This is a genomic window from Inquilinus sp. (genome assembly GCF_057815775.1).
Genome location: NZ_JBYRFX010000648.1, coordinates 1 through 2,481, shown reverse-complemented (window position 1 = coordinate 2,481; position 2,481 = coordinate 1). Strand labels below are relative to the sequence as shown.

General features: G+C 68.2%; 1 protein-coding gene and 1 pseudogene. Both read right to left on the bottom strand.

The genetic code is table 11. From position 1 onward, the window contains the following. Positions 1-358 precede the first annotated feature (358 nt). Positions 359-1,795, bottom strand: coding sequence for a glycoside hydrolase family 15 protein (locus tag AC3XYG_RS22440; RefSeq protein WP_489142086.1), 1,437 nt, complete (start codon positions 1,793-1,795; stop codon positions 359-361). 137 nt (positions 1,796-1,932) lie between these two features. Next, positions 1,933-2,397: pseudogene (locus tag AC3XYG_RS22435) on the bottom strand (glucoamylase family protein); the annotation flags it as partial. Positions 2,398-2,481: the final 84 nt, after the last annotated feature.

Sequence of the window (2,481 nt, the reverse complement as noted above, 5' to 3'; positions counted from 1 at the left end):
CCTTGGCGTCGTCGTCAACCTTGAGGGCCGCGAGGCTCCTGACCTTGAACGCCCGGGCCAGCTCGCCACTGAGCGCTTCCATCTCCGACAGCAGCGTCCACTCCTGCGCAAACACCTCCGCCGCCGGGGATCCGGCGGTGGATGTCTGGGGCGTGGGCGCTGTGTGTTTCATCCCTTGATGAGAACATAAAGGGAACAATGAGTCGAGGGATAATACTGCTCGACCACCCCACATCGCCATCGCGAGCGCAGCGACGCAATCCGGCCCTGGCGGCGCAAACCGCGCAGGCGGCGGCAATTCTGGATCGCCACGCCCTTCGGGCTCGCGATGACGGCGAAGGGTTGGTGAGGCCGGCGATCAGATCGCCGCTATCGCTTCTCGCCGGGCCGCCATCGCGGTGATGAAGCCGGCGTAGCTCCAGCCCAGGTGCTTGGCCGAAGTCTGGGTCCCGGTGGTCCGGTCGACCTGCTCGGACAGGGCGCCATCGGCGGGGGTATAGGCCTGCACTGCCGCCAGGAAGGCGTCGCCGCGGGCCAGGAAGGCCTCGGCCAGCCGCCTGCCGCCGGTCGCCTCTTCGGTGGTGCCCAGCGCACGGGCGAAGAAGCCGCGATTGACGTCCGTCAGCGCGAAGGGCACACCCGCCGCCACGGCGGCGGCGAGGCGGAAATGGAACTCGGCCGCGGCCAGGGTGGCGATGTACCAGGCGCCGCCGCCGTAATAATGGTCCTCGCGATAGCGGCCCAGCGCCGGAGCCTGGCCGGCCGGGCGGTCGGCATTGATCGGGTACAGCCCGGCGAACAGGTCCTCCAGCGCCGCCAGCGTCGCCTGGGCGCGCGGGTCTAGCACGCTGTGCGGCCCGTCGGGCAGGCCGGCATGCAGCACGCCGAGGATCACGGCGATGTCGAGGTCGCGGCGCGGCGCATCGGCCGTGGCCGGCAGCAGGCTGGCATAGGCGCCGGCCTCGGCCTGCCAGTGACCATCCAGGGCCACTGCCAATGCCTCGGACGCTTGGCGGCAGCGTTCCGCGCCGTCGGTGTCACCCTGCGCCGCGAGCCAGCCGGCCCCTTGTCGCAGCGCGGCGCATTGCACGGCCTGGGTGTAATAGTCGTGGCCCAGGCTGTCTTCCCAGATCTCGAAGCTCGGCTCGCGGTGATGCGCCAGGACGAAGGCCAGGTCGATGCGCAGCAACTCGGCCGCTGCCGCCCGGCCAGCATCATCCAGGCTGGCGCCATTCAGGCAGCGCAGCAGGGTCAGGGCGCGCAGCGCCGGCCCGTCATGCTGCGGCCGCGACCAGTTCAGCGTGTCCAGCGTGCCGTCCGGATTGATTCGGACCTCGCCCCAGATACGGTCGCCCGCGACGCCGCGCAGGTCGGCATCGGCGCGGACATGCTGGACGAAGGCAGGGTCGACACCTCGCTTCGGGTCGCCCGCGGCGAGTACAGCGGCGCCGGTCAGGCCGCGCAGATCCAGGCTGAAGCGGATGAAGTCGCGGATCAGGCCGGTGTCCGTGGCGGACCTAGTGCCGTCGGCGATGACGATCCGCAGCGCATCCATTACCAGCGCCGAATCCCGGAACCAGTGGAAGAAATAGTCGGGATCGGGGTCGTAGGCGCCCATGACCGCCGTCGCCACCACCGAGCCGGGCTTCGGCACGACGCGCTGGCGGAACGGCGGGCGTTCCTTCACCAGATGGGTGGCGGAGACGCCGAGCGTCAGGTTGCGGGCGGAGACGGCGTATTGCCGGTCGAGCCACTCCGGGAGGTTGCGGCCCATCGAACCAGACGGCACCGGCATCAGCAGCAACTCCCGTTAAGACTTAAAGCGAGGAACGTACGCTAACTTATTAATGTCATTGCCGGGATCGACCCGGCAATCCAGAAGATGCCGACACTCTGGATGCCCGGGTCAAGCCCGGGCATGACAATCCGGGGCTATCCTCGGGCCAGATGCGGGCTGTCGAAGCCGAGCTTGCGCAGGCCCTGCTGGATGTCCGGGATGCCCATGAACAGCTTCCACAGCAGGCCGCTGCGGTGGTTCTCGATCATCGCCACGATCGGGCCCTGGTCGATGGCGAGATAGGTGTCGGCGGCCCAGCCGGCCTGTTCCGAGAAGGCGTCGACGAAGCCGAAGCGGTCCCAGATCCTGTCGCCGAGTTTTTCATAGAAATGCCGCAGCGCCCGCATCGACTGTTCCGGCGCATAGGGCATCGCCGACAGCGCCGCGGTCGGGGAGATGACGCCGATGTCGCTGTCCGGTGCGTTCGCGGAATAGCCGGTCGGGTTGTCGCTGGCGGTCAGGCCCCAGCAATCCGGCCCGTAGCCCTTGAACTGGTTCGGGTTGCGAACGCAATGCTCGTAGTTGATCAGCGTGTGCCGGCGGTTCTGTTCCCAGTAATCGGCATACTGGTCCTACAGGCCGCGCGGATCGAGGCCGAGGAAGGAGTAATGGGTGAAGAACAGCGGCCCGCCATAGGGCATGCC

Bases quoted from the DNA above. Each gene is read 5' to 3' on its own strand.
- AC3XYG_RS22440 (WP_489142086.1), bottom strand. From the start codon at position 1,795: ATGCCGGTGCCGTCTGGTTCGATGGGCCGCAACCTCCCGGAGTGGCTC.